The sequence below is a fragment of the Bradyrhizobium sp. SZCCHNS3002 genome (genome assembly GCF_032377435.1).
Classification (GTDB): Bacteria; Pseudomonadota; Alphaproteobacteria; order Rhizobiales; family Xanthobacteraceae; genus Bradyrhizobium.
This window is the reverse complement of record NZ_JAUHHY010000005.1, coordinates 91,863-116,172: the sequence shown is the minus strand read 5'-3', so window position 1 is coordinate 116,172 and position 24,310 is coordinate 91,863. Positions and strand designations below refer to the sequence as shown.

Here is a 24,310-nt window from a genome sequence, read left to right as displayed (position 1 = left end):
GATCGCCGGCGCTGCATGTTGCGCGCCATCTCGGAGAGATACGACATCTAGCCGTGAACAGATTTCAAACCCTTATTCGCAAGCGATTCGGACGCGGTTCGTTCCAGCCGCGTTCCGAACGTTAACGTCGCTGCGATGATCGTCGCATTCTGGGACATCATGCGCGCGATGGTTGCGGCAACTCGTCGAGCGGCCATTTCGGACGCTTGATCTTCTTGTAGGGCAACGTCGTCACGTCGCGCGCGACCACGCCGGGCGCATCGACCATGATGATGTCGGCCGCGATCGGCGCAAATGCCGCGCGGAAATGCTGGGCGGATTTCACCACGACGAGCTTGCGCGTCGAAGGATCGCAGCCGAGCTGGGTGAAGAAGTCCCGGCCGAAGGCCTGGCAGCGGAACGTCGTGATGACGACCTCGACGCCATTGCTCGCGATCAGCGCGCAATCGCCGAGCTTGGCGGGCGTGCCGGCGAGGCCCGTCATCACCATGTTCTCCTTCAGCGCCTTGATCTCCCAGGTCGCATCGACGGGATCACCCGACAGCGGCCCGATCTTGCCGCCGATCCGCAGCGGCAGCTTGGCGCCGACGCCGGCATCGAAGGCGATGCGCACCGCGATCGGATCCCAGAGTGGACCGAGGCAGGCATTGCCGATGTTGCGGTCGAGCAGCCGGCGCAGGATGAAGGTGGAATCGCCGGGCGCACCGCCGCCGGGATTGTCGCTGGCATCGCCGAGCACGATGGTGCCGTCTGTCGCCAATGCCTGGTCAAGCGCGGCATCGACGCCGGGCATGCGCTCGGTCACCGCCTCGCGCATGCCGATCAGTTCGTCCGCAAGGCGGCGTGCCAGCGCCTTCGCCCTGACACCGTCCGGATCGACGGCGGCATCGCTATAGACAAGCACCTTGGTGCCCATGGACGGCGTGTCGCCCCAGCCGAAGCCGTGAACGATCGAGATCGAGACGATACCGTCCTTGCCTTCCAGCGCGGTGATGCGGTCGACGAAGCTGCGCACCGGCTCGCGCGTGGTGTGCAGGGTGACGATCATGTCGGTGTCGACCAGCGCCTTCTGCAGCTTCAGCCGCTTCTCGGCGATCTCGGTGCAGTGTTTCACCAGATCCTGCGCGCGCTCGAGAATGTCGGTGTGCGGATATTCCTTCCAGCAGATCAGAAGATCGGCGCTTCTGACCATCAGCTCGCTCATATGAACGTGGGGGTCGAGCGTGGCGCCGACGACCACATCGGGTCCGACGATCTCGCGTATCCGCGCGAGCAGCTCGCCCTCGCAATCATCATAGCCGTCGGCGATCATCGCGCCGTGCAGGCCGATCAGCGCCATGTCGACCGGCAGCGCGGCTTTGAGGTCGGCAAGGATCTGGTCACGCAGGGTTTCGAACGCGGCGCGGGTGACGAGCCCGTTGGGCACGGCCGCGGCCACCAGCCCTTCGATCAGCGTCCAGCCCTTGGACGGCCCAACCTGGCGCGCAGCCCATAGTGGCCCGCCATGCATCTGCATCTTGTCCGGGTGCTGGCCGGCGGGGAAGTAGGCGCGCTCATGGAAGGTCGCGAGCCCCGTGGGCATCGGCGCGAAGGTATTGGTCTCGGTGGCAAGGGCGGCGGAGAAGACACGCATGAAGGCTGAACCCGGTGGTTGCGAGGAAAGGCAGGCGCGCACCGGCCCGGCCGGCGATGCAGGCCCACAAAGAAACGGACCTCATCAGGAAGCGCAAGAGACCCATGCGAAGGGCGACCGCCGCACAGCGCATGGGACGGAAAACAGCGCGGCCTGATCCCGCTGCGCCGGATGATGCCTGATGCATTTGGCAATCGATGAGGCTACGATCGGCTACATGGCGGACGATAAATTGAAACGGCGGTTGACGACAGTGCTGTGCGCGGATGTGCACGGCTATTCCCGCCTCATGGGAGCCGACGAAGCCGGTACGCTGGAGACGCTGCGCCGCTACCGCACGGCCATTGCAGGATTGGTGGAGCGCCATGACGGGCGCATCGTCAATACTTGGGGCGATGCCGTGATCGCCGAGTTCGCCAGTGTCGTCGAGGCCGTGCGGTGTGCCGTCGAAATTCAGCAGGAAATCAGTCAGAAGCCCACGCCATCCAACGGACACCAGATGCAGTTTCGCATCGGGATCAATCTGGGAGATGTGATGGTGGATGGTTCCGATATCTTCGGCGATGGGGTCAATATCGCGGCGCGCCTGCAAGAACTGGCCGAGCCCGGCGGCATCGTGGTCTCGGCCCCCGTCTACGACCAGGTGCACAACAAACTGACTGTCGGCTTCGACTGTCTTGGCCAGCCACCGCTGAAGAATGTTGCCCCCGTGACCAGCTATCGTGTCACGATCGGCGGCCGTTCCGGCCAGCGACCCGACCTCCCGGTTGACGACGGCGCCCTCCATGCGCGCGCGTTTGCGGCCTCGAGCGCTCCACCTGCTTTTCGCGACGGCGATGCGCGATCCACGTCGATCACCTCGATCGCGGATCACTTCGCGAGCCTGCCTCGTCCCCTCGCAATGGCCCTCACGGTCTCCGGCTTTCTGCTTCTGATCAATGTTTTCACCGGTCTGCACAGAGTCTGGTTTCATTGGCCGGCCGCAGCATTGCTGTTCGCCGGCATCATGCGGACGGTGCTCCAGAGCAGGCCTCCTTCGGACAAGATTGAGCGACGTCGGACGCGCCGGGACTAAGCGGCTGGTGGTTGCGAGCGCTCTATTCGGCCCGGAATCAGATCGAAGCCGGGCATCGCGAAGGTGCGCTTTAACGGCTGCGGGCTGACGGTCCGGAAAACGCCGATATCCTGCTACGATCTCACAGGCCGTCACTCCTACGCCTGCTCGGGGCTTCGCGAACACACAGATGGAGACAGCTTGAGAATGTCGCATGGCGGCTTGGCTCCGCGCGACCGGGCATTACGCCCGCACAGACTGCTCCTCGACCGACCTGATCGCCACGGCCGCAACCTGGGCCAGAGCCTCACGGTCGCCGCCGGAGGAGGCCATCACGCTCATGCCCGTGATCACGGCCGAGACGTAACGCGCGAGCGCGGCCGGATCCGCGGCCGGGGCCAGATCGCCTTCGCGCTTGGCGCGCTCGAAACGGTGCCGGAGCTGCTCCTCGGTCTGCGCACGGCGGGCCGCGAGCTCGAACGGCACGTTGGCGGAGCCGGAGCCGCAGGCGAGACCGCCCTGCACCAGCAGGCAGCCGGGCGGATTGGAGGGATCGGTCTGTTTCTCGGCGACGCCCATCAGCATCCGCGCGGTGACCTCGCGGGCGGTCGGCGCGCTCAGCACCTCGTCCATCCAGGCCTCCCGTCGCGCCGTGTAGCGGTCGAGCGCGGCCTTGAGCAGGGCTTCCTTGCTGCCGAACGCGGCATAGAGGCTGGGCGGGTTGATGCCCATGGCGTCGGTGAGCTGGGCGATGGTCGCGCCCTCATAGCCATGGCGCCAAAACACCTCCATCGCCTGGTCCAGCGCGGTGTCGCGATCGAAAGTCCGGGGCCGTCCGATGCCCATGTGCAAAACTCCTGTTCCCGTCTCCGCCCCTGATTCTTATCTAGTTGTTATTGAACGCGATTTCTTTGATCTGGCGCAGTCGCCGAAAGTCGGGCTACTATTTTCGTAGCATCCGTTACATAAGTCTCTTGCGAACGGGTTGCCAGCGCCACATTTGTAGCGAGCACTACAAATCTGGAGCGCGCCAATGCCTTCGCCCGAAATTCGTTCTTCCGGCCGCCTGAAGCGGTGGCTGAGCACCGTCGCCGCCGCCGGCCTGGTGATTGCCGCCGGATCCTACGCCGGCTCGCAATATCTCCACTTCAGTTCCGCGCCGAACGCGGCCCGCGCCGCGGCCCCGGAACAGGCCGTCCCCGTGACGGTTGCCGTCGTCGAGCCGCGAAAGGCGAGCCTGTGGGACGAGTTCTCCGGCCGGCTTGAAGCCGTCGAGCGGGTCGAGATCCGGCCGCGGGTGGCCGGTGCCATTCTCGGCACCAATTTCACCGAGGGCTCGCTGGTCAAGGCTGGCGACGTCCTGTTCAAGATCGACCCGGCGCCGTACGCCGCCGAGGTCGACCGGGCGCAGGCGCAACTGGAAGCGGCGCGCGCCCGCGCCGCCTTCGCCGCCAACGAACTGGAGCGCGGCGCGCAGCTGGTTGGCAATTCCATCGTGACCAAGCGCGATTACGACCAGCGCGACAACGGCAATCGCGAAGCCATCGCCAACGTCAAGGCCGCCGAAGCGACCTTGCAGACAGCCAAGCTCAATCTCGACTACACGCAGGTGCGGGCGCCGGTCGACGGCCGGGTCGGCCGGATCGAGGTCACCGTCGGCAACCTCGTCGCCGCCGGGTCGGCCTCGCCGGTGCTGACCTCGCTGGTGTCCGTCAACCCGATCTATGCGAGCTTCGACGCCACCGAAGAGCTGGTGTTGCGCGCATTGTCGGCGATTGCCGACGGCTCGGGCAAACGCGGCAATCTCGACCGCATCCCGGTCGAGATGACGACCTCGGGCGGCATCACGGCATCCGGCCATATCCAGTTGATCGACAATCAGGTCAACGGGCAGAGCGGCACGATCCGCGTCCGCGCCGTGTTCAAGAACGAGGACGGCCGGCTGATCCCCGGCCAGTTCGCGCGCGTGCGCATGGGCCAGCCGCAGCAGCAATCGCTGGTTCTGCTCGACGAGCGCGCCATCGGCACCGATCAGGACAAGAAATTCGTGATGGTGGTCGGCGACGACGAGCGCGCTGTCTATCGCCCGGTCAGCCTCGGCGGCAGCGTCGATGGCCTGCGCATCATCTCCGCCGGCCTCAAGCCCGGCGAGCGCGTGGTCGTCAACGGCCTTCAGCGGGTGCGCCCGGGTGCGTTGCTGAAGACGCAGGTGGCCGCGATGGGCGCACGCGACGGGGCGGCCTCTGACAACAAGCGACTGGCGCAGCGCTGAGCATCATTGGAGCCCGGCCACCAACGCCACCACAGCTGTCGTCCCCGCGAAAGCGGGGACCCATAACCACCGGCTTTGTTTGTAGGCAAGAAAGATGACCCCCAGTCTTTTTCACCAACTGGCCGTCCGCGGTATGGGTCCCGGCGTTCGCCGGGACGACACCTGATCTGAGGCGGCAGCGAGCGCAATAGCTCGAGCGAATTTCGATTTACACGCTGACATCTCCCGACCACGGGGCCTCCCATGAACCTCTCCAAATTCTTCATCGACCGGCCGATCTTCGCAGGCGTGCTGTCGACGCTGATCTTCCTCGGCGGCTTGATCGCGCTGTTCTCCATGCCGATCTCCGAATACCCCGACGTCGTGCCGCCCTCGGTGGTGGTGCGCGCGACCTATCCCGGCGCCAATCCGAAGGTGATCGCCGAGACGGTGGCGACGCCGATCGAGGAGCAGATCAACGGCGTCGAGAACATGCTCTATATGAGCAGCCAGGCGACCACCGACGGCGCGATGACGCTCACCGTCACCTTCAAGCTCGGCACCGATCCGGACAAGGCCACGCAGCTGGTGCAGAACCGCGTGCAGCAGGCCGAGCCGCGGCTGCCCAATGTCGTGCGCCAGCTCGGCGTCATCACCAAGAAGAGCTCGCCCGACCTCACCATGGTCGTGCATTTGATCTCGCCGAACGGCCGCTACGACACGACGTACCTGCGCAACTACGCGGTGCTCAACGTCAAGGACCGGCTGGCGCGCATCGACGGCGTCGGCGACGTGCAGCTGTTCGGCGCCGGCGACTATTCGATGCGGGTGTGGGTCGATCCGCAGAAGGCGGCCGAGCACGGCCTCTCCGCGTCCGACATCGTCAAGGCGATCCAGGCGCAGAACGTCGAGGCCGCCGCCGGCGTGGTCGGCGCCTCGCCGAGCGTCAAGGGCCTCGATTTGCAGCTCTCGGTCAATGCCGAGGGCCGGCTGTCGAACGAGGACCAGTTCGCCGACATCGTGGTGAAGACCGGCTCGCATGGCGAGATCACGCGGCTGCGCGACGTCGCCCGCATCGAGCTCGGCGCCTCCGAATATGGCCTGCGCTCGCTGCTCGACAACAAGCAGGCGGTGGCGATCCCGATCTTCCAGGCGCCCGGCTCCAACGCGCTGCAGATCTCGGACAACGTCCGCGCCACCATGGCCGAGATCAAGAAGACGATGCCGGAGGGCGTCGAGTACCACATCGTCTACGACCCGACCCAGTTCGTGCGCTCCTCGATCGAGGCCGTCGTGCACACGCTGTTCGAGGCCATCGTGCTGGTCGTGATCGTCGTGATCCTGTTCCTGCAGACCTGGCGCGCCTCGATCATCCCACTGCTGGCTGTCCCCGTTTCAATTGTCGGCACCTTTGCCGTGATGCATCTGTTCGGCTTCTCGATCAACGCGCTCAGCCTGTTCGGCCTGGTGCTCGCGATCGGCATCGTCGTCGACGACGCCATCGTCGTCGTGGAGAACGTCGAGCGCAACATCGAGAGCGGCCTGTCGCCGCGTGACGCCACCTATCAGGCGATGCGCGAGGTGTCGGGACCGATCATCGCGATCGCTCTGGTGCTGGTCGCGGTGTTCGTGCCGCTCGCCTTCATCTCCGGCCTCACCGGGCAGTTCTACAAGCAGTTCGCGCTGACGATCGCGATCTCCACCGTGATCTCCGCGGTCAACTCGCTGACCCTGTCGCCGGCGCTGTCGGCGCTGCTGCTCAAGGGCCACCACGAGCCCAAGGATCGCCTCACCCGGATTCTCGATCGTACGCTCGGCTGGTTCTTCCGCGGCTTCAACCGCGCCTTCGTCCGCGCCTCCAACAATTACAGCGGCAGCGTGTCGAAGGTGATCACCGGCAAGGCCGCGGTGATGATCCTCTACGTCCTGCTGGTCGGCGCCACCGCCGTGCTGTTCAAGCAGGTGCCAGGCGGCTTCGTGCCGGGCCAGGACAAGCAGTACCTGGTCGGCTTCGCGCGGCTGCCGGACGGCGCCACGCTGGACCGCTCCGAGGAGGTGATCCGCAAGATGAGCGACATCGCGCTGACGCAGCCCGGCGTCGAGAGCTCGGTCGCCTTCCCCGGACTGTCGATCTCCGGCTTCACCAACTCCTCCAATGCCGGCATCGTGTTCTCGACCCTGAAGCCGTTCGACGAGCGCAAGGATCCGTCCTTGTCGGGCGGCGCGCTGGCGATGGAGCTCAACAAGAAGTACGCCGGCATCCAGGACGCCTTCATCGCGATGTTCCCGCCACCGCCGGTCAACGGCCTCGGCACCATCGGCGGCTTCAAGCTGCAGATCGAGGACCGCGCCGGCCTCGGCTACGAGGCGCTCAACGACGTCACCAAGGCGTTCATGGCGGGCCTGCAGAAGTCGCCCGAGATCGCCGGCGTATTCTCCAGCTTCCAGGTCAACGTGCCGCAACTCTTCGCCGACATCGACCGCACCAAGGCGTTGCAGCTCGGCGTGCCCGTGACGGAGGTGTTCAACACCCTGCAGATCTACCTCGGCTCCTACTACGTGAACGACTTCAACAAGTTCGGGCGCACCTATTCGGTGCGCGTGCAGGCCGACGCACCGTTCCGCGCCCGAGCCGACGATATCCGCCAGCTCAAGGTGCGCTCCGCCTCCGGCGACATGGTGCCGCTGTCGGCGCTGCTGAACGTGCGGCAGAGCGCCGGGCCCGAGCGCGCCATCCGCTACAACGGCTTCTTGTCATCGGACATCAACGCGGCAGCGGCGCCCGGCTTCTCCTCGGGCCAGGCGCAGGCGGCGGCCGAGCGGGTCGCGGCCGAGGTGCTGCCGCCCGGCTTTGCCTTCGAATGGACCGACCTGACCTATCAGGAGTTCATCGCCGGCAACTCCGGTCTGTGGGTGTTTCCGCTGGCGATCCTCCTGGTGTTCCTGGTGCTGGCCGCGCTGTATGAGAGCCTGACCTTGCCGCTCGCGATCCTGATGATCGTTCCGATGGCGCTGCTGGCGGCGATGGCCGGCGTCTACCTCTCGAAGGGCGACAACAACATCTTCACCCAGATCGGCCTGATCGTGCTCGTCGGCCTCTCCGCCAAGAACGCGATCCTGATCGTCGAATTCGCGCGCGAGCTCGAATTCGCCGGGCGCACGCCGCTGCGCGCCGCGATCGAGGCGAGCCGTCTGCGGCTGCGGCCGATCCTGATGACGTCGATGGCCTTCATCATGGGCGTGCTGCCGCTGGTGCTGTCGACCGGAGCAGGCTCCGAGATGCGGCGCGCGATGGGCGTCGCGGTGTTCTCCGGCATGATCGGCGTTACCGTGTTCGGCCTGTTCCTGACGCCGGTTTTCTATGTGCTGCTGCGGACGCTGACCGGCATGAAGCCGCTCACCCAGCATGGCGGCCACGGCACGGTGGCGGCTCAACCCGCGGAGTAAACAAGAATGTGAACGCGCGTGATGTCGAGGGCCCAGAAACGCGGTCGTCTCTTGATTCGTAGAGACAAATGGCAGTCGGCGTCCCCCATCACGCTCCCAAGATGATCCGTTTCGCGATCAATTCTACAGGACTGTGAAACGGATCACAGACCAGCGCAGCGGGATGGAGGACGCCAACTCCAGCACGTTGCGCCGACCCGGCGGCCTGTCCCGCACCAGGCCGCCGGGTCATTTGACCACAAGGAGTTGCAACATGGATTTTTTGAATCAAATGGTGGCAGCCCGGCTGATGAAGACGGCCGAGGGTTTTCAGCGCATCGGAGCACATGGAGGATTTCGCCGTCTCGCCGGCCCGGTCAGCGCTACAGCCAGCTCACGCCCCGCGGTGGGCCTGGTCGTCGACAATGCGGCAGCAGGTGATCCGTCGCTATCGCAGAGCTGCCCGGAGCGCGATGGCTGCGGCGCCGGCCTGTAGCGGCGCGCCTTGGCGCCGCATCAATGGCCAGCACGCGCGCCTTTGAACGAAGCCGCGGCAAAACACGAAGTAACGACATCTATGGCGAAGACCGGCTTTGGCGCGTGATGGCTGCTGCGCCGGAACAGCTCATGGGCGCTTGCATCCTGCGCGATCGAGCATGTCCCTGACGATCAAAGGCGTTGCCGGCGTTTCCGCCGCGTCCTGCGCTGCGGCAGCGGAGCTCAGCGCCTGCCCGACAGTCGCCGCGCTCAAGTTCAACGAGGTGCGGCAGGTCGCGCGCCCCATGCTGGCGACTGCGCCAGCGGCCTCGCCGACGCCGGCAAGGTAGGCGGTGAGAACCTGCTGGGCCGTCCGGTCGGTCGGCGCCTTCTCCAGCATCTGAACCACCTGCGCGACCGATATAAGGCCGCGAGAGGTGGATGGCGCGGCGCTGGATGGGGACGTCGTCACAACAGCAGACGCGGCGGCGACGAACGCTATGGCGAGTTTGGCCTGACAACGAGACATGGGTTGGCTCCTGAGTGAAGGGCAATCTGTCGTTCGAAAATAAATTATTGTCAAACGATAATTTTCGGACCAAGCTGTCGACGGATCGCCGAGAGACCGTCAACAGGGGGGACCTTCGACCATGACGCAGACAGCAGAGACGTTCGGCACAACGGCCGCGCGTCACAGACGCAGCAATCGCATTCGCCGGATGAGCCAACTGATGGCGGCGGGCTGTCTCGTCACTTCCGGATTGCTCGCCGCGGCAATGGTGCTCTACTGGGCTTTGACGCCCACGCCCACGCTGTTCAGCCACGCCGGGCTCCCGAATGCGCCGGTGACCGAGATCGACTCGTCCACACGGGCCGTCGCGTTCGGCATCGCCATGGTCCCGCTGGGCACGCTGATCTGGGGCCTGCTGAGCGGACGTCGTTGCTTCGACGCCTTCGCCGCCGGCCGCATCTTCTCGCGGGACTCGATCCAACAGCTCAAGACGTTTGCGATCGCTGTCGCGGCATCAGCCCTGTTGAAACCACTCGCCGGCGCGGCGCTGTCCGTCGTCCTGAGTTTCCGTCAACCGGCGGGAGCGAAGACCCTCGCGCTGAGCGTCGGATCGGATACGCTCATAGCGCTGATTTTCGCAGGGACGGTTGCGGTCATCGCCTGGGTGATGACGGAGGCGCTGGAGATCGCCGACGAAAACAAGCAATTCGTCTGAAGGACAGGACATGCCGATCCGAGTGCGGCTGGGCGTGATGCTCGCGGAACGCAATGTGAAGTCCAAAGACCTGGCCGAATATGTCGGGATCACCGAGGCCAACCTGTCCCTGCTCAAACAAGGCAAGGTGAAGGGTGTGCGCTTCGAGACCCTCGAGCGGATCTGCCGGTTTCTCGGCTGCCAGCCCGGAGACCTGCTGAGATATGAGGAAGCACCGTCGACGGAGACGGACATCGGATGAAACCACAACCGCGATCAAAATCCTGCGCTGCGGTGAAGCGGACGGGCCGCCGCACGGCACCCTCCCGCGCGGATCCGGCACCATTAGCGCTTCGCCGCAACGCCACTGATGCAGCGCATGAACGCCAAAATAGCATCACGTGACGATCAAAACTCGCGCTTGCCAGGGCTTGGTCCAGCCGATAGCTTTTTTGAACCTTTCAAGCGCGACGGATCATCGAGCATGCTTTTTCTGCGGACCAACTCCACGACGGCAACAGTGTCGAACGCGACGGATCGGCCTGTCAGACGCGCAGCCGCAACCGTCTCGAAGACGGTGCTGGTGACCGCAGCCGCGATGCTAGGTCTCCTCGTTTCCGCGCAGGCGCGTGATCTCACCGTCGTGTCCTGGGGCGGCAACTACCAGGACGCGCAGCGCAAGATCTACTTCCAGCCCTTCGCCGCCAAGCTCGGCGCCACCGTGCTCGACGAGAGCTGGGACGGCGGCTATGGCGTGCTGCAGGCCAAGGTGAAGGCCGGGGTGCCGAACTGGGATGCGGTGCAGGTCGAGGCCGAGGAGCTCGAGCTCGGCTGCAGCGACGGCATCTACGAGAAGATCGACTGGAGCAAGATCGGCGACAAAAACGGCTTCATCCCGGCCGGCGTCAGCGATTGCGGCGTCGGCGCCATCGTGTGGTCCACCGGAATGGCGTTCGACGGCGATAAGATCAAGGACGGGCCGAAGACCTGGGCGGACTTCTGGGACACGGCAAAGTTTCCGGGCAAGCGCGGCCTGCGCAAGGGCGCCAAATACACGCTCGAGTTCGCGCTGATGGCCGACGGCGTGCCGGCGACCGACGTCTACAAGGTGTTGAAGACCAAAGAGGGCGTCGAGCGCGCCTTCAAGAAGCTCGACGCGCTCAAGGCCGACATCGTGTGGTGGGAGGCCGGCGCGCAGCCGCTGCAGCTGTTGTCGTCCGGCCAGGTCGCGATGACCTCGGTCTATAACGGCCGCATCACCGCCATCAACCGCACCGAGGGCAAGCATTTCGGCTTCGTGTTTCCGGGCAGCATCTATGCGGTCGACAGCTGGGTCGTGCTCAAGGGCTCGCCCAACAAGGATGCCGCGATGAACTTCATCGCCTTTGCGAGCCAGGCCGAGAACCAGGCCAAGCTGCCGGAATACATCGCCTACGGCCTGCCGAACATCGCCGCTGCCAAGCTGGTGCCGGAGAAATACGCCGCGGAGCTGCCGACGACCCCCGAAAACCTGAAGCAGGCGATCGCGCTGGACGTCGGCTTCTGGACGGACAATTCGGAAGAGCTGTCGAAGCGCTTCAACGCCTGGCTGGCGCGCTGAGGCCCGCCGCTTCCGCACACCGGGCGCGCGATCGTCGCGACGCGCGCCTGCCCGCCTCGTATGAGTCCCGGCGAGGTCCGCGCCGAAAGCCTTCGTCATGGATACCCCCTTCATCTCGTTCCGGCAGGTGGTCAAGCGCTTCGCCGCGCTGACCGTGGTCGACGATCTCGACCTCGATATCGCCCGCGGCGAGTTCGTCGCCCTGCTCGGCCCCTCCGGCTCCGGCAAGACCACGCTGTTGATGATGCTGGCCGGCTTCGAGCAGCCGACCAGCGGCACGATCGCGGTCAATGGCGTCAGGGTCGACGGGCTCCCGCCGCACAAGCGCAACATGGGCGTGGTGTTCCAGAACTACGCGCTGTTCCCGCACATGAGCGTGCGCGACAACATCGCGTTTCCCCTGAAGATGCGCGGCACGCCCAAGCCCGAGATCGCCACGCGGGTCGCGCGCGTGCTCGACATGGTGAAGCTGTCGGCCATGGCGGAGCGCAAGCCGGCGCAGCTCTCCGGCGGCCAGCAGCAACGCGTGGCGCTGGCCCGCGCGCTGGTGTTCGAGCCGCAGGTGGTGCTGATGGACGAGCCGCTCGGCGCGCTCGACAAGAAGCTGCGCGAGCAGATGCAACTCGACATCCGCGACCTGCACCGCCGGCTCGGCCTCACCATCGTATTCGTCACCCACGACCAGGACGAGGCGCTGACGATGTCCGACCGCATCGCCGTGTTCAACCACGGCAGGATCGAGCAGATCGGCACGCCGCGCGAGATCTACGAGCTGCCGCGGACGCCGTTCGTCGCCGAGTTCATCGGCGAGACCAACCTGCTGTCGTGCAAGGTGGCTGAGCAGGCCGGCGAGGCGATGCGGCTGACGACGGACTCGGGCCTTACGCTTTCGGCGCATGCCGGCGCTGATCGCGTCGATGGCGGCAAGGTGCAGGTCTCGATCCGACCCGAGGCGATCCGGATCAACGATCATGCGGCCGCGACCGCGAACCGCCTGACCGCGCGCATCATGGACGCGGTGTATTTCGGCGATCACATGCGTCTGGTCGCCACGGTCGGCGCGCAGCGGCTGATCATCAAGGGCGACCGTGCCGGCCAGGCCGCGGAGGTCGGCAGCGAGGTCGCGCTATCGTTCGCGGCGTCGGATGTCTGGGTGGTGGGATCATGCGACCAGACCTCCGCCAACGGTTGACGGCATCTCTGCTGCTCGCGCCGCTGCTGGCGTTCATGCTGTCGTTCTTCGTCGTGCCGCTGGTGACGATGATGAAGTCGGCGGTGTCCGATCCGGTCGCGACCGAGTCCCTGCCCCGCACCCACACGGCGCTGGCGCGCTGGGACCGCACCAGCTTGCCTCCTGCAGCGGCGCAGGCCGCGTTCGTCGACGACATCCGCAGGCTGACCAATGACGAGCAGTTCGGCGATCTCGTGCGCCGCCTCAACAGCGCGCAGTCCGGCTTCCGCAGCCTGCTCGGCAAGACCCGCCGCGCGCTCGGCGGCGACGGCGCGGCCGACCTCGCCGCGATCGATTCGCGCTGGAGCGAGACATCCTATTGGATGACCATCGCCGACGCTGTCGCCTCGCCCTGGACCGACAAGAACCTGCTCGCCGCGGTCGACCTCGAGCGCGACGCCGCCGGCGATATCGCCGCGATGCCGGAGGGCAGCTCGGCCAACCGCCTGATCATGATCCGGACCTTCGTGACCTCGGCGCTGGTGACGCTGGCCTGCATCCTGATCGGCCTGCCCTACGCGATGGTCGCCGCATCCGTGGAAGGCTGGCGCCGGCAGGCGCTGCTCGGCGCCGTGCTGCTGCCGCTGTGGACGTCGCTCCTGGTGCGCACCGCGGCCTGGTACGTCGTGCTGCAGGACAACGGCCTGATCAACGCGACCCTGAGGGGGCTCGGCCTGACCTCCGGTCCGGTCCCGCTGATGTTCAACCGGCTCGGCGTCGTCATCGCCATGACGCATGTGCTGCTGCCGTTCATGGTGCTGCCGATCTTCAGCGTGCTGATCGCGATCCCGCGCAACCTGATGCCGGCGGCGGCATCGCTCGGCGCGCATCCGCTGCGCGCCTTCCTCCACGTACTGCTGCCGCTGTCGATGCGCGGCGTCGTCTCCGGCGCGCTGCTCGTGTTCATGGCCGCGCTGGGTTACTACATCACCCCCGCGCTGATCGGCGGCGCCAACGACCAGATGATCTCCTCGGTGATCGCCTATTACGCCACTGGCGCGGCGAACTGGGGCATGGCCGGCGCGCTCGGCCTCGTCCTGCTGGCGATGACCATCCTGCTCTATGCCGTCTACATCCGGCTGACCTCGGCCGAGGAGCAGCACGCATGAAGCTCCTGCCGGTCGTCAAGCTGCTGTTCGCGATCGCCGTCGTCGTGTTCCTGCTCGGGCCGCTGATCGCGGTGCTGCCGCTGTCGCTGACGGACAGCGTGTTCCTGAACTATCCCATTCCCGGCTATTCGACGCGTTGGTTTCGCGAGCTGGTCACCGCCGAATCCTGGCGGTTGTCGATCGTCAACAGCCTGCTGATCGGCTCGGGGACCACGGCCCTCGCAACGCTGCTCGGCACGCTGGCCGCGCTCGGCCTGCGCGGCAAACGCGCCTCGCTGCTGGTCTCGACGCTGCGCACGGTGTTCTTGCTGCCGATGGTGGTGCCGGCGGTCGTGCTCGGGGTCGGCATGCAGCTGATGTTTTCGCGCTACGGGCTCACCAACACCTATCTCGGCGTCATCATCGCGCACACCGTCGTCGCCGTGCCGTTCGTGCTCGTCAACGTCTCCTCGGCCTTGCAGGGCGTCGATCTCCAGCTCGAGCGCGCCGCCGCGAGCCTCGGCGCCTCGCCCGCCGTGGTGCTGCGTACGGTGACGTTTCCGATTGCGCTGCCCGGTATCATCTCCGGCGCCCTGTTCGCTTTCGCGACGTCGCTCGACGAGGTCGTGCTGACCTTGTTCGTCGCCGGCCCCAACCAGCGCACCCTGGCGCGGCAGATGTTCGCCACCATCCGCGAGAACATCAGCCCGGCGATCGTGTCCGCCGCGGCCGTGTTCATCGTCGGCACCATCGTGCTGTCACTCGCGATGCTGGTAATCCGTCGGCGGATGGCGTGACGTTCCGTAGGGCGGATTAGCGCAGCGTAATCCGCCGCCTCGCGCACGAATGGCCGTCCATATTGCAGCAGCCGAAGCGGAAGAAGGCGGATTACGCTGCGCTAATCCGCCCTACTCGATGAGCTATCCCGCCTTCACATATTTCCGCCAATCATGTTCTTCCTTGAACCCGAGCACTTCGCGCGCTTTCCTGTTCGACAGCGGCGCCTCGCGCTCGCCGAGGTCGCGGGTGATCGGAGTCTTCGGGCAATAGCGCTGCAGCAATTCGCGCGTCGGCATATTGGCCGTCACCGTGTCATTCACGGCGTTGAAGACCTGGAAGCCGAGACCATCCTTCTGGATCGCCAGATGCACGATCTCGCCGAGGTCGCGCGCGTCGATATAGGACCAGGCGTTGCGCTTGCGCGACGGCGGGTCGGCGAGGAAACGCGGGAACATGTCGTATTCGTGCGGCTCGATGACATTGCCGATGCGGAGTGCGTAGATGTCGATGCCGTAGCGCATGGCGAAGGCTCGCGCGGTCTTTTCGTTCACGACCTTGGACAGGCCGTAGGAGTCCATCGGGTCGGTGTCGTAGTCCTCCTCGAGCGGAAAGCTCCTGAAATCCTTGTCGCCCTCGGCGAAGCAGACTCCATAGGTTGTCTCGCTGGAGGCGATGATGATCTTGCGTACGCCGAGCTTCGCCGCAGCCTCGATGACGTTGTAGGTGCTGACAGTGTTGACGCGAAAGGTCTCATTGTCGGGCTCGATCAGCACGCGCGGGATCGCGGCGAAATGCACCACCGCATCCGGCGCCCGTGGCGGCCGGCCGGCGTTGAAGCCGCCGAAGCCGTAATGCGTGGTCAGCGCGTTGAAGGCCTGGCCGCTGTCCGTCAGATCCGCGATCAGGGTGTTGATCCCGGGGTGATCGAACGGCTTGAGATCGACGTTGAGGAGCTCGTAGCCCTTGCCCTGCAGATGTGGCAGCACATGCCGGCCCGCCTTGCCTGTTCCGCCGGTGAACACCACGCGTTTGCTTGTCATCGTTCTGTCCTCGTGAATGCGCCGGTTCTAGCAGCTTCGGTCGCAGCCGCTCCATAGGAACTTCCAACCCGATTCCCTGTGGTCTGACGGGCCGCCGGGCGGCGCTGGCCGACGAACACAGCGGTCGAAGAATGATCAATTTAAAATTGAAAATCGATAAAGCACAATTTCAGAACGATGATTGCAATCCGAAACTTGCCGGTCCGCTGATGGGCCGACGCTCGAGCAACTCGTCCGCATGCGATCAGCAACGATGCTGGCGGCAACCGCGAGCGAGAATCTTTCTCATTATCAGTAGCCAAGTTCCCGAACGCGTGATAGGTATCTAATGGCAGTCAAGTAGATGCATCTGGCGGCTGGCCCGCCCTGGAAGGACGCCGTCATGCGATTGTCGTCTTGTGTCGTCGCGCCGTCATTTGTTGCTGTGTTGGCGACGATGCTGTTCTGCAGCCCGGCGGTCGCGCAGCCCACCAAAAGCTCCACGCTTCCCGATATCACGGTCGATGCACCCAAGCAGGCTGTACGGCCCTATCGGCCGCAGCACGCAGCCGGCGCGGTGACGTCGCGCCGGGCACGGCCAGTCGCTCAGGCCGCATCCCAGGCGACGCAATCGCCGTCGGCTGCGCCAGGCTCTGTGGAAGCCAGGTTCGCCAGGCTGGAGAGAGCTGCCACTGGTTGCAACGGCGGCTGCGAGACAAGCTTCAAGTCCGGCAACGCGCCTTGGGTCGGATGCAGCCTGTCGGGCCAGGAATTCTCACATTTCGATACGACCTGCAGCGACACGCTCAGATACAAGCACTATGCGGACTGTGCGGAGACCAAGGCGTTCCTAGGCTGGGATCGCAATAAGGTCTGGCTGCATTGCAGCAGCCTCTTGGCCGGCGGCAAGTTTCAGGTCGCCGAGCTGAAGCGAGCGCGGCGCGCCCGTTAGTCCGCCTCAGCTGAGCTGAAGTTGAAGCACATTTGTCGGCCTGCGCGTGCTCCGGTCGACACCTCGTGAGCCGACGTCTTTCTTCACGCGTCCTGCGATGTTCATCTGGTCTCAGCGCGTGACCGTATCTCACGCACATTGACTGCGTCAGCCGCGAGCTGGTGCGCGGCTTCCAGCCCCCGCGATCGCCCGCACGACACGTGCGATACGTTCGTCGCGCGCGGCGGGCCTGATACGTCCTGACCGTTCGAGCGCGGCGAGGCCATGAAGGGCCGCCCAGAACGTCTCGGTGACGACCGCGGCATCCTTGCAGAAGGGCGCGATGACCGCGGCCAGCGCATCGAAAGCAGCCCGCAGCTCCGGCCTCGTCTCCGCCACCGCGAACCGCAGATCGGTCGGCAGGACGAACATGGCATCGTAGAGCGCAGGACGGCCGAGCGCGAAGCCGAGATAGGCCGCAGCGACATTCTTGAGCGCAGAGCCGCGAGCGCTCGCTTGCCTCGCCGCGTCTTCGAGGGCGGCCGTGATCTCCTTGAAGCCCTCGAGGGCAACCGCGGACACGATCGCATCCCTGTTCTCGAAATGCGAATAGAGCACGGGCTGGCTGTATTCGATCTCGTCGGCCAGGCGCCGGATCGTCACCGCGCCCCATCCCTCGCGCTCCGCGATCGCGCGCGCGGCCGCGACGATGTGCTGCTCGCGCTCGGCGCGCGCCCTGCCCTTTCGCTCTGCGATGCCCAGATTCTCGCCCTCCGCCGGACAGCACTCACCATACCACCGCTTGACGATCTAGCAACGCTAGATTATTGTCCTAGCGTTGCTAGGTTATCGACGGCCGTTAGAACGGAGGGTCGCATGCACTGGTTTTCGCTTGGGCTTGCCTTGCTGCTGGCGGTCGCAATCATCGCGATTGGGGTGCAATACGTTGCTCGCCCGTTCACTGCGATGCGCAGTTTCGGGCTGCCACTGCCCGAGACCGGCGCCAACGTCGCGTGGTGGCTGCGGCTCAAGGGTGTGAGGGACATCGTCTCGGGCCTGGCGGTCCTTGCATTGATGATGTGGGGTAGTTCCGGCGCGGTTGGCCTCGTCCTGCTGGTCGAAGCCGTCATTCCAGTTGGCGACATGCTGGTCATCCTTGCCGCGAACGGCTCGAAGACGAGCGCCTTCGGCATGCACGGCGTCACGGCCGCGATCATGGTCCTGGCGGCCCTGCCCCTGGTCACCGGAGTGTCTTGAGATGGCGCACGCTGTTTCGATCTGGCTGCTGGTCGCCGCCTTCTTCGGCGCCGGCGTCTTCAACGCGGTCGGCACGGCCGACACGCGGCGCGATTTCGCCCGTTGGGGCTACCCCGCCTGGTGGGGCAGACTGACCGGCGGGCTGGAGATCGTCGCCGCCATTCTGATTGCGCTTCCCCAGGCTCGCATCGTCGGCCTGGCGCTTGGATCGGCGATCATCGCCGCGGCAGCGGTGACCGTTCTGCGCCATCGCGATGTCCGGCACCTGCCGCCGATCGGCGGATTCGTCGTCCTGCTCGGGCTTGCCGCTGCCGCGCCCTGAAGGATCGCGCGGCGTTCGGAGAGCCGGATTCTGGCGCCTGCTGTCGGTCAGCGCCTGTCCTGCGATGAACCTTCTGCCTCCCGTCTTGACCCACCTCAGGGCGGGAGGAGATTGAGGTCGCAAATGACGGCTCTGACCAAGGTATTTTATAAGGCATTTTCTGAAACATCCGAGGGTCGCAAACACGCGTTGCTCAAACACCTCTTGCTGCTCGGTGCCGCCATATTGCTGGTGGCGGCGATGGCGCTGACCTACGGAACAGATCTGAGCCCCGGCTTTTTCTGAGCGGCTTTTTCTTCCTCTGCTTCGGCGAACAGCGGTTGCCGTCGACGGCATGTCCTTATGATCGGCATGCGCATGTCTGCCTCGGGCATGAGCGGAAAACCGGGCTTATCGCGCCTCGACCAGCGCCGCGAGTTTCGCGAGTGCCATCCGCCAGCCAGTCTCGTTGTCGGTCGGCGATACCGCGCGTGGCAGTCCAGCGTGGGTGGCGTGAAGTTCGGTCCCGCCATCCGCGTCGGCAAGCGTGATGGTGATCGTCATCTCGCCGCGTAGCGCGGGATCCGTGGTCTCGAACTCGTCCACTTCGACAACCTGCTCATTCGGGACGAGCTTCACAAAGCGACCGCGATATGTGTCCGTTTGCGCGGTCGTCTTGCCCGCCCCGGTCGGCACGTCATAGGTGAGCGAAATCCGCAACGAGCCGCCTTCACGGGCGTCGAACGCATGCACCTCGCAGGTCATTCCGTCCGGCACTTTCCATTTTGCAATTGCGCGTGGATCGAGCAGCGCTCGATAGACCGCCGACCGAGGCGCGGCGATGTAGCGCCGTATCGAAAGGGTCTCGTCCATGTTAATTCCCTGCTGACCTTGCGCATCGTCTCGAACCGTCATCCGATAGGACCGATGGTGTACCGGCGGCAGGCTTTTGGATAGGCTCGTTGCCGATGATGCGGCCTGCCGCTTGACGCGACCGACGAACAGCACCCGGGAGTCCATACGATGATCACCCTGGGACGACATCGGCCGCTGATCCAGACTCCCTTGGACGAAGCGACTGCCCTGGTCGCGATCTTAGACATCGCGGCCGACGCGATCGCCCAATTCGATCCCGATCATTCTGGCCGGCCCACCCCATCGACGACGAGACTGCCGACGGCGATCCCAGCTTCTACAAGGGCGCCGCCGGGTGTGATCTGGGCCCCCGACTGCCTGCATCTTCGGTTGTTTGTTCTGGCTGGCGAGATAGCAGAAGGGCAGATCCAAGCCGGCATGTTCGTCACCGTGCCGCTGGACTCTTCGCTGTCTTGGTGATGAAGGCGCCGTTGATCTGAGAAACCTTCGCACACGTGACGAGCTTCGGCTGGCGGACCAGGTTCTATCTATTCTCCGGGCACGAACTTCAAACGACGCATCGGCAAAAGCGAGGAGCGCACGCGACCCGACGGGCAAATCACTGCTGCGAGACTCGCGTACGCCCAGCACATCCGCCCATCACCCGGAGCCCACGCTCCAAAAAAACGCCTCCGTCAGAAAAATTCATTCGCCTGCGGGTTCAAACACATCTCTCTATCCAGCCCTCCCGGCCTGAAGATTTTTGTTTCTTTTTTCCAGAAATCATGATCTTCTCTCTCCATCCCGTCTCACAAGAGGGGCGCTTCGCGGTCGTCACGAACGTCGAGGCGGGATGCGGTGGGCGTGTCGATGTCGCAGCGTGGTTCTCCACGCCGACGAACGGCGGCGATGCGCACGGTCAAGTCGCGTGGTCCTGACACCCCGACGCTGGTGTCACGCTTGCGTTGGCGCTCACGCGCGGCGCGGGCAACGGTGGCCAGAAAGCCCGGCGCACCGGGGAGATCGCGAAGCAGCCGTCAAAACCATCGTGCGGGGAATGCCGGGTGATCTCGGCTGAACCTGTGGTGACTGCCGCCTGCTTTTTTTCTGCAGGCGGGCCATGGGTGCGGCCAGCGCCCGGCATTCCCCGTGCCCTCTTCCAAGAGAGGAACATCGATCAGCAAAGCTCGGACGCGAGAATGCGCCGCGAGGCAGCGAAGCCATGTCGCAGCGCCCTCATCACAATCTAACCGCCGTCATTGCGAGCGAAGCGAAGCAATCCAGAGTCGCGCGCGCGACTCTGGATTGCTTCGTCGCTACGCTCCTCGCAATGACGGAGAACTTGACCGAAGAGACTCGTCATGGATGGCCGGTTCAAGCCGGCTTGCCGCCGTCACGACGACGCGGCGGCGGCTGAGCCCGCGGTTGCGTCGCCCCGCGATCGTCACGCGCGCCTCGCGTTCACAAGGGAGGATATTCAACGATCGGAAAACCAGACCAAGCTGGGTCACCGGCCGGACCGGCCGATGGTGGGCACGACAGGGGCGAAAACACGGATCAAGATCAATGATTTAGGCACCCGCACCAGCGTTCCAGGGCTCTTGGTTTCAAAAGGGAATTTCTGGCGATGCCCGCACCATCCAAGGGGTAGGTTGGAAGCCAGAATCGCCTGAAAGTTGCCAAGACTTCAGAAAAGTTGACTGCCTGCCCTTTGGGCTCGGCGCCCAAAGGTGAAGTTCGGATCCCTCGTTCGCCCAACCTCTCCTGTGTTTCGATGGTTGCGGGGAGGCGCAAGACTCGCGCACGCGCGAGATCCACCCATGTGTCGTGCCGACACCCCGCTGCCAGCTGGCATTGCAATGCTCCGCGATCGCGTTCTCTTCATATACCCAGGGCCGCTCAAGGTCCTTGGTCCGCGCCCCAGTACCGCGCGCAGGCGCGCGGACCGAAGCTTCATTGTGCGAGTTGGTGCTCAACCTTCCTGAGTCCTCTCGCTTCAAGAGGATACCCAATTGCAACCGAGTTCGCGCCGATGCGGCCGCGAGATCGAGAGCGCGCACCCACGGACCGGGTAGTGGACGCAGTATTGACGGGACGGATCAGAATACGGGCAGTTGCGTGAGCAACTTGACTTCATCTGCGCCAAACCTAAGCCGCCGGAGTTGGGCCATCATCCCCGAACACGCCAAACCGCGATTTTGGACGAGGATGCGAGTCCCAATGGCTCGAGAAATTCAGGAACTTCGCCTCGAGCCAACAATGATTCTAAGCCATCCGGAGCGCGCTCAATAACGTTACGATTTGGAGATGTCCGACACGTGACCACATAATCGACGTGGTAGTCTCGTAGCATCTGATGCGCGACCGGCGCTGGCGCAAGCATGAGCTTGAGCATCGCGAGATTGCCATCGTTGTTCCGGTGGTATGGGGCCGCAAACACGGCGTGTTTCGTCGCAGCCAATATGGCCGGGCCGAGATCGATCGGCGCCATGACGCTTCCTCTTGCCAATAGCCCCATAGGCTCGGCATCCGAAACACTTTGACATCGGGACTCGTCAGGTTCAAATACCATTTCAGTCGGCTCTACCATCGAATCGATCAGTGGTTTCGCGCATTTTCCAAGCACTGCGAACATGACCGGAGAGACGACGAACGCCACCAGAACGAGGCTGCTTGTCTGGGCAAGCGATGGCCAGATGAAGACGGCGGCTGCGGCGAATATTGGCGCTGCCGCCATGGCAGCCCCGCCTGTTCCGCGCATTTCCCACACGCTGATCACAATCAACGTCGCGAGGGCAGCGACACCAACACCCCACCGAAATCGATCAACCGGGTTGGCTCGCAAAAATGCCGCTGCCGCGATTGCCATTGTTATAAGAGGAAACGCGTAAAAGCCGAGTACTTCCTCTGGACCGATCCGGATCATCTCCGCCAGGGATACGGTCTCCTGAACATGATCGAGCCATAGAGAAACGACCAGCGGATCAAGCTGCGAATACGGCAACACCAGCGATCGCGCAAAAAGCAGGACGAACGCACCGAGCAAGGCGATCACGGTTCCGGTCGCAGTACCAACACGCAGCCATAGCGAGGATCGGTAACGCTCAATTCCAACCATTAGCACCAGGCCAACGCTCCCGCCCACGGTCAACAAAAGCAGCGGGCCCCCGAACGCGTCAAGCACGGGGAACGTTAGTTCCTCTGCCGGAACCAACGCAAATCCGAGAGCCGCCGATGATGCGGCTAGCGCGAGAGCAAAGGCCGAGACTTCGCGCGCAACCTCTCCACCACGCCAGACGAAAAGACCCGCCATGGCACCGCATATCGTGACGATCACCGGTAGGATCTCAACTCCGATTGCGAGCGACACAGATCCGGTCAACGCTGCGAGCGCCGCCCTGGTCGCGCTTCGATCGGCCTGGATCGCAAAGAGAAGCATCAGGAGCAAGAGATCGATTTGCACGTTGTGATGATCGATCGCGCCCGGCTTGAAGTGTATCAATGCTGGCGCTGCCAGCATAGCCAGCACAGCTGCGCCCAGCGATGAGGCCGCGACGCCTTCGCTCATACGGTAGGCAATCGTCCCGACGAGCACGAGAGCCACGAGAAGCAGAAGTATTGGCCAGACGAACAGCGTTACCGCTTCCGCATGGAGCGGACCGATCAAAGGTTTCAGTGTCAGGATCGATATAGCTAGTGGCAGATCGACAATGCGCGACCAATGCATGAGCACGCCGGATGGACCCAGGCGGTATTGCCGGAGATCCCACCAGGCCTGGCCGTCGAGAAAATCCCGGATTTCGACAAGACGCATCGCATCATCGGTCGACATGGCGTCGAAAACGACGCCCCTGATCGAGAGCAGCTTGAACGCCATCGCCGCAGTAAGCCCCAGCACCAGGATCAGGATCAGAACGCCGACCGCTCTTACTCTGCCTTGGCTTGGAACCGAGTTCAAACTCGAAACGGCGTCTGACATGATGAGCCCACTGGTTCCCGCAGCATCAACAACCGAAATTAACTGGAGCAGCACGCACCGCGTCGAACTGCCCAACGTCTGCACGGCACTGAGCCCATCGGGTTCAAGTGCTCCGCAAGCCTGCAGATATCGAGCCGATTCGTTGCTCGCCGGACCCAACTCGGCCCGTCTGGCAGCGCCACCAAGATGTGACCGGGGTCTACTCCGACGAAGATCCGGCGTTTGGCATAGCGGACGGCCAATAAGCGTGCGATTGCGCGCGGCGCTGTGAACTGACAAATACAGATCTCAAAAAGTGCTTGACCATCACGATAGACCCGCCAGCCACAGCGGCGCCTCCGATGAGGTCGATGATGTAGTGCGCACCGATCAGGGGCGTCGCGGCAACCATCCAGGTATTGAGCGCGATCGACGCCGGCCGCAAAACTCGGATCGGCCACAAAGCCCAGATATAAAGAACTGCCGACGCCGTGTGGAAGCTTGGGAATGATACAATGCCCGCTAGCCTGAGCACGTCGAGCTGTCGTAACGACCCATCTCGTAGCGCGAAAATATCCCGGAGCTGCGCCGCGTAATTTGCTGAGTCAACCTTCGGGAACTGCTCGCCCGGCGACAATCCCAGACCATAATAAGTCCCTATGGCCGGAATGAAGGCGGACACGACAATCGTTACAGCGAGTGCAACGCTCAATGTCAGCACGAATTGCTGAAGTCGCAAGAACCGCGATCCCATCGCCAAAATGATCGGGATCGCGAGCAGGGGCCACTTGATGAAGCCGTATCCAACTTTCAAGTAGTGTACGATCCAGCTGTGGGCATTAAAAAACGCTGCAATCCCCTGGGGATCAAACCCAATTGCGCGGTCGATCCACAATAGGCTCCGATCCTGTAGGGGCCAATTCATCGCGTTTGCGACATAACTAAGAGGGCCAGCGATCGCCGTGAGCAATATGATCTGAGCTGTGACACCAAACCAGAAGACAAGTTTAGGATCCGCGGAAGCCTGCCTGATGTGGGCATAAACATAGGCAATACTCGCAAGCGAAATCGCAATAGCAACGAGAACTCCGAAACCCACTGGCTCCAAGGAAAAGTCGGAGTACGTCAAGGCACTCAATAGCGCCGCGCCTAACAGAGCGATTGGCAGCCAGTTGAGATTGAGTGTTTGCCACGCGAGGTTTTCTTCGTCGGTTTTCATGCCTGCAGGCCATCGTTTCCTTCAA

At 64.0% G+C, this 24,310-nt stretch carries 22 protein-coding genes; 14 read left to right on the top strand and 8 right to left on the bottom strand.

Annotated elements, in window-relative coordinates:
* Nucleotides 1-157: 157 nt before the first annotated feature.
* A complete protein-coding gene (locus tag QW845_RS12345; protein ID WP_315801857.1) occupies nt 158-1,633 on the bottom strand; it encodes a M81 family metallopeptidase in 1,476 nt (491 codons plus the stop codon).
* A gap of 217 nt (nt 1,634-1,850) precedes the next feature.
* On the opposite strand from QW845_RS12345, the gene QW845_RS12340 reads away from it, so the two are divergent.
* Complete coding sequence (locus tag QW845_RS12340) at nt 1,851-2,708, top strand: adenylate/guanylate cyclase domain-containing protein (protein WP_315802163.1); 858 nt, start codon at nt 1,851-1,853, stop codon at nt 2,706-2,708.
* A 222-nt stretch (nt 2,709-2,930) separates the two neighbouring features.
* On the opposite strand, the gene QW845_RS12335 is transcribed toward QW845_RS12340, so the two are convergent.
* A complete protein-coding gene (locus QW845_RS12335; protein WP_315801856.1) occupies nt 2,931-3,533 on the bottom strand; it encodes a TetR/AcrR family transcriptional regulator in 603 nt (200 codons plus the stop codon).
* A 187-nt stretch (nt 3,534-3,720) separates the two neighbouring features.
* Here QW845_RS12335 and QW845_RS12330 point away from each other — a divergent pair, with 187 nt between their 5' ends.
* Together QW845_RS12330 and QW845_RS12325 are read left to right on the top strand one after the other, a co-directional pair.
* Entirely contained in the window at nt 3,721-4,959 is a 1,239-nt protein-coding gene (locus QW845_RS12330) for an efflux RND transporter periplasmic adaptor subunit (RefSeq protein ID WP_315801855.1), read from the top strand.
* Nucleotides 4,960-5,202: 243 nt separating this feature from the next.
* Nucleotides 5,203-8,385 (top strand): multidrug efflux RND transporter permease subunit, encoded by a 3,183-nt coding sequence (locus QW845_RS12325; RefSeq protein WP_315801854.1) that lies wholly within the window; start codon nt 5,203-5,205, stop codon nt 8,383-8,385.
* Nucleotides 8,386-8,989: 604 nt separating this feature from the next.
* Here QW845_RS12325 and QW845_RS12320 read toward each other — a convergent pair.
* Nucleotides 8,990-9,370, bottom strand: coding sequence for a chlorophyllide reductase (locus tag QW845_RS12320; RefSeq protein ID WP_315801853.1), 381 nt, complete (start codon nt 9,368-9,370; stop codon nt 8,990-8,992).
* Nucleotides 9,371-9,491: 121 nt separating this feature from the next.
* On the opposite strand from QW845_RS12320, the gene QW845_RS12315 reads away from it, so the two are divergent.
* The 6 genes from QW845_RS12315 (at nt 9,492) to QW845_RS12290 (ending at nt 14,762) form a co-directional block, all read left to right on the top strand.
* A complete protein-coding gene (locus QW845_RS12315; protein WP_315801852.1) occupies nt 9,492-10,067 on the top strand; it encodes a DUF2975 domain-containing protein in 576 nt (191 codons plus the stop codon).
* 10 nt (nt 10,068-10,077) lie between these two features.
* Entirely contained in the window at nt 10,078-10,308 is a 231-nt protein-coding gene (locus QW845_RS12310; RefSeq protein ID WP_315801851.1) for a helix-turn-helix transcriptional regulator, read from the top strand.
* 336 nt (nt 10,309-10,644) lie between these two features.
* A complete protein-coding gene (locus QW845_RS12305; RefSeq protein WP_315802162.1) occupies nt 10,645-11,646 on the top strand; it encodes an ABC transporter substrate-binding protein in 1,002 nt (333 codons plus the stop codon).
* Nucleotides 11,647-11,743: 97 nt separating this feature from the next.
* Nucleotides 11,744-12,838, top strand: coding sequence for an ABC transporter ATP-binding protein (locus QW845_RS12300; RefSeq protein ID WP_315801850.1), 1,095 nt, complete (start codon nt 11,744-11,746; stop codon nt 12,836-12,838).
* Between the two features lie 35 nt (nt 12,839-12,873).
* Nucleotides 12,874-13,986, top strand: coding sequence for an ABC transporter permease (locus tag QW845_RS12295; RefSeq protein ID WP_315802161.1), 1,113 nt, complete (start codon nt 12,874-12,876; stop codon nt 13,984-13,986).
* Nucleotides 13,983-14,762, top strand: a complete 780-nt coding sequence (locus tag QW845_RS12290) for an ABC transporter permease (protein ID WP_315801849.1) — start codon at nt 13,983-13,985, stop codon at nt 14,760-14,762. Before QW845_RS12295 ends, QW845_RS12290 begins: the two co-directional genes overlap by 4 nt.
* A gap of 123 nt (nt 14,763-14,885) precedes the next feature.
* Here the strand turns inward: QW845_RS12290 and QW845_RS12285 are convergent, their stop codons facing one another.
* Nucleotides 14,886-15,785 carry an NAD(P)-dependent oxidoreductase gene (locus QW845_RS12285; protein ID WP_315801848.1) on the bottom strand — a complete coding sequence of 300 codons (900 nt, stop codon included), beginning with the start codon at nt 15,783-15,785 and terminating at the stop codon, nt 14,886-14,888.
* 343 nt (nt 15,786-16,128) lie between these two features.
* On the opposite strand from QW845_RS12285, the gene QW845_RS12280 reads away from it, so the two are divergent.
* On the top strand, nt 16,129-16,716 hold the full coding sequence (locus QW845_RS12280) for a hypothetical protein (protein ID WP_315801847.1): 588 nt from the start codon (nt 16,129-16,131) through the stop codon (nt 16,714-16,716).
* Between the two features lie 147 nt (nt 16,717-16,863).
* Here the strand turns inward: QW845_RS12280 and QW845_RS12275 are convergent, their stop codons facing one another.
* Complete coding sequence (locus QW845_RS12275; RefSeq protein WP_315802160.1) at nt 16,864-17,457, bottom strand: TetR-like C-terminal domain-containing protein; 594 nt, start codon at nt 17,455-17,457, stop codon at nt 16,864-16,866.
* Between the two features lie 114 nt (nt 17,458-17,571).
* Between QW845_RS12275 and QW845_RS12270 the strand changes: the two genes are divergently transcribed.
* From QW845_RS12270 to QW845_RS12260, 3 genes are all read left to right on the top strand, one after another.
* Nucleotides 17,572-17,952: a DUF4267 domain-containing protein gene (locus tag QW845_RS12270; RefSeq protein WP_315801846.1), complete on the top strand. Its 381-nt coding sequence runs from the start codon at nt 17,572-17,574 to the stop codon at nt 17,950-17,952.
* Between the two features lies 1 nt (nt 17,953).
* Nucleotides 17,954-18,274, top strand: coding sequence for a DoxX family protein (locus tag QW845_RS12265; protein ID WP_315801845.1), 321 nt, complete (start codon nt 17,954-17,956; stop codon nt 18,272-18,274).
* A gap of 123 nt (nt 18,275-18,397) precedes the next feature.
* Nucleotides 18,398-18,559, top strand: coding sequence for a hypothetical protein (locus tag QW845_RS12260; RefSeq protein WP_315801844.1), 162 nt, complete (start codon nt 18,398-18,400; stop codon nt 18,557-18,559).
* A gap of 105 nt (nt 18,560-18,664) precedes the next feature.
* On the opposite strand, the gene QW845_RS12255 is transcribed toward QW845_RS12260, so the two are convergent.
* Complete coding sequence (locus tag QW845_RS12255) at nt 18,665-19,273, bottom strand: SRPBCC family protein (RefSeq protein WP_315801843.1); 609 nt, start codon at nt 19,271-19,273, stop codon at nt 18,665-18,667.
* Nucleotides 19,274-19,276: 3 nt separating this feature from the next.
* On the opposite strand from QW845_RS12255, the gene QW845_RS12250 reads away from it, so the two are divergent.
* Nucleotides 19,277-19,588 carry a hypothetical protein gene (locus QW845_RS12250; RefSeq protein WP_315801842.1) on the top strand — a complete coding sequence of 104 codons (312 nt, stop codon included), beginning with the start codon at nt 19,277-19,279 and terminating at the stop codon, nt 19,586-19,588.
* 1,690 nt (nt 19,589-21,278) lie between these two features.
* Here QW845_RS12250 and QW845_RS12245 read toward each other — a convergent pair.
* Nucleotides 21,279-23,087: a hypothetical protein gene (locus QW845_RS12245; RefSeq protein WP_315801841.1), complete on the bottom strand. Its 1,809-nt coding sequence runs from the start codon at nt 23,085-23,087 to the stop codon at nt 21,279-21,281.
* 199 nt (nt 23,088-23,286) lie between these two features.
* Nucleotides 23,287-24,285, bottom strand: coding sequence for a phosphatase PAP2 family protein (locus QW845_RS12240; protein ID WP_315801840.1), 999 nt, complete (start codon nt 24,283-24,285; stop codon nt 23,287-23,289).
* Nucleotides 24,286-24,310: the final 25 nt, after the last annotated feature.